Annotated in this window: 7 protein-coding genes; 5 read left to right on the forward strand and 2 right to left on the reverse strand. The window is 55.4% G+C overall.

Annotated elements, in window-relative coordinates; translation table 11 throughout:
• Nucleotides 1-236 precede the first annotated feature (236 nt).
• The 4 genes from Q0Z94_RS11435 (at nt 237) to Q0Z94_RS11450 (ending at nt 2,685) form a co-directional block, all read left to right on the forward strand.
• Complete coding sequence (locus Q0Z94_RS11435) at nt 237-638, forward strand: hypothetical protein (protein ID WP_298069827.1); 402 nt, start codon at nt 237-239, stop codon at nt 636-638.
• A gap of 480 nt (nt 639-1,118) precedes the next feature.
• Nucleotides 1,119-1,400, forward strand: a complete 282-nt coding sequence (locus Q0Z94_RS11440) for a hypothetical protein (protein WP_298069829.1) — start codon at nt 1,119-1,121, stop codon at nt 1,398-1,400.
• Nucleotides 1,401-1,934: 534 nt separating this feature from the next.
• A complete protein-coding gene (locus Q0Z94_RS11445) occupies nt 1,935-2,507 on the forward strand; it encodes an SLOG family protein (RefSeq protein WP_298069831.1) in 573 nt (190 codons plus the stop codon).
• Between the two features lie 25 nt (nt 2,508-2,532).
• Entirely contained in the window at nt 2,533-2,685 is a 153-nt protein-coding gene (locus tag Q0Z94_RS11450) for a hypothetical protein (protein ID WP_298069832.1), read from the forward strand.
• Between the two features lie 190 nt (nt 2,686-2,875).
• On the opposite strand, the gene Q0Z94_RS11455 is transcribed toward Q0Z94_RS11450, so the two are convergent.
• Nucleotides 2,876-3,202, reverse strand: a complete 327-nt coding sequence (locus tag Q0Z94_RS11455; RefSeq protein ID WP_298069833.1) for a type II toxin-antitoxin system HicB family antitoxin — start codon at nt 3,200-3,202, stop codon at nt 2,876-2,878.
• Nucleotides 3,199-3,453: a type II toxin-antitoxin system HicA family toxin gene (locus Q0Z94_RS11460; RefSeq protein WP_298069834.1), complete on the reverse strand. Its 255-nt coding sequence runs from the start codon at nt 3,451-3,453 to the stop codon at nt 3,199-3,201. The genes Q0Z94_RS11455 and Q0Z94_RS11460 overlap by 4 nt, the downstream gene beginning before the upstream one ends.
• Nucleotides 3,454-3,518: 65 nt before the next feature.
• Between Q0Z94_RS11460 and Q0Z94_RS11465 the strand changes: the two genes are divergently transcribed.
• The gene (locus Q0Z94_RS11465) at nt 3,519-3,716 is read left to right on the forward strand and encodes a hypothetical protein (RefSeq protein ID WP_298069835.1); all 198 of its coding nucleotides are present in this window, start codon (nt 3,519-3,521) and stop codon (nt 3,714-3,716) included.
• The last annotated feature ends 44 nt before the right edge of the window (nt 3,717-3,760 follow it).

Consider the following 3,760-nt stretch of genomic DNA (forward strand, 5'->3'; position numbering starts at 1 on the left):
TCTCTGGCGTTGTTTCAGCGATTTCGCGTTAACGGCAAGATCGAAGAACTTTTATCATTATTAAAGTGATACTCTCTGTTTTTTGCTTTTGTTGCTTTTGCAGGTTTGAAAGGGTATAAGAAATCCAGCAACGCTCCGACAACTCAGGCAGGATACTGTGGACGGCTGAGCATGCTTGCACCGATTATTGTGCCACCCGTGTACCGTCAGCAAAACCAGGCAGGAGGCCCCTCCACATGATCTTCCCCTTTGACGCCATCCCAGCCCTTTTGACCTTTCCCGCCGTGGCCACTACCTTCCTGGGCGGCAGCGTCCTCGTCCAAACCGCCGCATCCATCGGCAGGTATTATGACGATGACCTGCACGAAGAAGCCAGAAGCCGGGCCAGAGGGAGGGCCTCCCGCAAGAATGAGAACCGGCTGCTGAAAAAGATACTCGCCCAGTCCGGGAAGCTGAAGGAATTCATGGACCGCTATGGAGAACTGGACGAGGAAACGGTGAAGAAACTGACCGTCCTGTATGGGGAAATCCAGGGCAACAACGCCGGACTCAGAGACGAGGGCGAAACGCCCTGCCGGGAAATGCTGCAGGCCGAAAAGGTCCTGGACGAACTCTTTAACTCCGTGCCGCGGCGTTAAGTCCGCGCCCCGTTCGTTCAGAAGCCGCTCGTTTCTGCTGTTCCCGCCCTCCGTTCAAGCAGCGCCACTGGCATCCCTGCTGCCGCTCCTGAGAGCTGCACCTTCTGCCGTTCAGCTGACGTTCCTTCCCTGCCTTTCTGCTCCTCTGCCCTTCTGCCTCAAGCCCCTGTCTCTCCGAGTTCCTCTGCCGTTCTGCCGCCCGCGGGAACGGCGTGTCCGCTCGTCCATTCCGCCGCGGGCGGGACGCCGTATCCGGTCCACGCTGATGTCTGCCGGAATCTGAATCCTCGCCTCCCCGTCAAGGCCGCCACCAGCAGCCGTGCCTTCAGCCAGCGGTAAGGCAGAAAAATTCCGCCCTTCCGTCCACACTGCTGTGGACTGACGCCGGATTTTCCCTGTACGCCTCCGCGGGAAGCGGTATGCTTGCCTCATCCATAGCACTTTTGGACAGTCACGGTATTCAGACAAAGGAGTTCAACGATGTGGAAGAAAATCGCCCTTTTCGGTTCGGGTCTCGCGCTGGGTGTCCTAGGCACGGCGCTGTTCAGGGAATACTCGGCGCAGAAGAATTCCGAAACGGAGGCAGAACGGGAAACCTGGGACGGTGTCTGGAAAGTGCGTCTCCGGGATGACACGGAAGAAGGCGTTTCGGAAAATTCTGCTAAGGACGCTTCGGAAGACTCTTTCAGTGAGGAAGTCTCCGAACAGCAGCCGGACCAGGCGCCGGAAGCGAGGCCCGCGGCCGCTGCGGCAGCGGTCTAACGGCTCGCCGCCGTTCTGCGAAGCCTTCTGCCGAAGCCTCTCGAAAAAAGGAACCTTTCTGCGGCGCGGGGCGCGTACCAGCAGACAACGCGCTCCGTCCCGCGCGGCGGCGTCTCCCGGCGGAGGGACGCCACTCTCTCTCGCCGCTTTCCGCCGCTTTTTTGCCGGTCTGCAAAGGAAGGGATTCATGCCGGGCAAAGTCCTGCTTTTTGGTTCGGGCCTCGTCCGCGGCGCCCTGGGTGCGGTGTGGGTCTGCCGTCCTGACCTGCTGGAAACGCACCGGGACGCGCAAGACTTACCTGACGGGAACGCCGGGAAGGACGGGCAAGGCTTGCCTGCCGCGCCTGACGTGAATGCCGCGACACCTCTCAGCGATGTGGACAAAGGGGAAATGGAGGGGCTGCTCTCTGCCTTTCCTTCTGCCCCGAAGGCCGAAAGTTGTCTTCTCCACGCACATAGGGGTGTTTTTCCATCAGGATTTTTTCACGAATACGAAAACGATACCATAAAGAAGAGAATCCAGGGAGAAACCAGATGAATATTGCCATTATCGGTTCCAGGAATTTTTCCGACTATTCTTTTATGAAGAATTCAATTTTAAATATTGTTAAAATTGAAGATATAGACTATGTGGTTTCAGGCGGTGCTAAAGGGGCAGATACTTTAGGTGAATTATTCGCGAAAGAGTATAATCTCAAAACAATGATCTTTAAACCTGAATGGAAGAGATATGGGAAAGCTGCCGGTGTCATAAGAAATACTGAGATTGTTAAGAATGCAGATATTATCATGGCTTTTCCTATGGGAAGTTCCAAAGGAACGTATGATTCCATACATAAAGCCAGAAAATCTCATAAAAACGTTTATATATTTTCCGTAGATTCAGAAACGTCCGGCACGCCGAAAAAATTCCCGCGCCCTGATCCGGCGGGCAGCCCCGGGACGCCTTCACGCCCAGCAGCGGAAAAAGCGGAGACAGCGGAGGCTGCGGGAGAAGCCCCTGGAGCTCCGGATCTGCAGGACTGTTCTGCCGGACAGTCCTGCGGCCGGGACATCGCTGCGGCCGGACACCCCTTCTTCACTCTCAAGCCTCGGGACATTCATTGATGTCCTGCCACGGGGAGGAACAGCTTTGGGCGCTTTCATTTTAGGATTGCTGTGGCTGATGCTAGCCGCTGTCGTTCTCGCCGTGAAAGCCGTGGGCGTCATCATACTCTTCTTTGCCGGCTGTGCGCTTTGTGCCGGCTGCCTGATCTGGCTGATCGTGGACGCCCTTTGCCGGTGATCGTCCGGATCGTGAGCGCCGCCCGCGGGAGGGGGGACGCTGGAGGCCTTGCCCGAACCCGCAACGTCTCAAAGTCCTGCTTTGTGCGCTCCGCCTGTTCTCGCTACCGCTCGCGCCTCCGGCGGTTTAAGACAAAGCCTGGCTGCCGGACAACGCGGCGCAGCTCCTGAAATTCTTGAGGCTTGGCTTTTCAGGCTTCAGCAAGGCGTTCTGCCGCCCACTGGTTGAGTGACATTCCGTGAAGCTTCGCCTGCATGGCCGCATGAGCGTGCAATTCCGGGGAAACCCGCAAAAGGATTTTGCCGGAATACGGTTTGTCAGGCTTTCTGCCAGTTTCCGCACACAGGTTCAGGTAGTCGTCCACAGCCTCCTCGAAGGCAGCACGCAGCTCGGCCACGCTTTCACCTTCATAGCTGATCACGTCCGAAATACCAAGAATCCGCCCGAAAAGACAATCATCTTCCGCGCTGTATTCCACCGTGCCCGCATAGTTTTTGTGCTTCATGACGTTTTTCATGGTACTATCCCCAAGCCCTGCAGGAACTCTCGTGCCAGTTCCACCTGATAGGCCCGCACCGTCTTCGGTCTGTGCGGACGGTGGAAACTGATGATTCTGCCTTGCAGCATGAATTTCACCCGCGAACCATCGCCCTCGATTACCGTTGCCCCAGGAGCGATGAACAACGCTTCCATGTCCTTCCATTCCAAAGTCCTGCTTGTGGGAAGAGCATAGATCGCCTGAAGTGTTTTTTCATGCCGGCTGTTCATGGGAATAATGATAGCTTCTCCTGATAGCATGTCAAGATAAAGAATAGAATCCAAGGAGTAAACAAATGAATATTGCTATTATCGGTTCCAGGAATTTTTCCAATTATTCTTTTATGAAGAATTCAATTTTAAATGCGGAAAATACTCCGGCAGCGCAAGCAACGGAAAACCACCTTCCCTACCTGGCCCCGCACTGGACACCTGCCACAGGTAAACTCGCCCTGCGTGGTACTGATATGCACCCCATCAGGTGGACAAAGTAAGAAAGCCCCGCTAGGCTGAACTTTGTAAACAGATGGGGATTTGT

The organism is uncultured Mailhella sp., assembly GCF_947631555.1.
Taxonomy (GTDB): Bacteria; Desulfobacterota; Desulfovibrionia; order Desulfovibrionales; family Desulfovibrionaceae; genus Mailhella.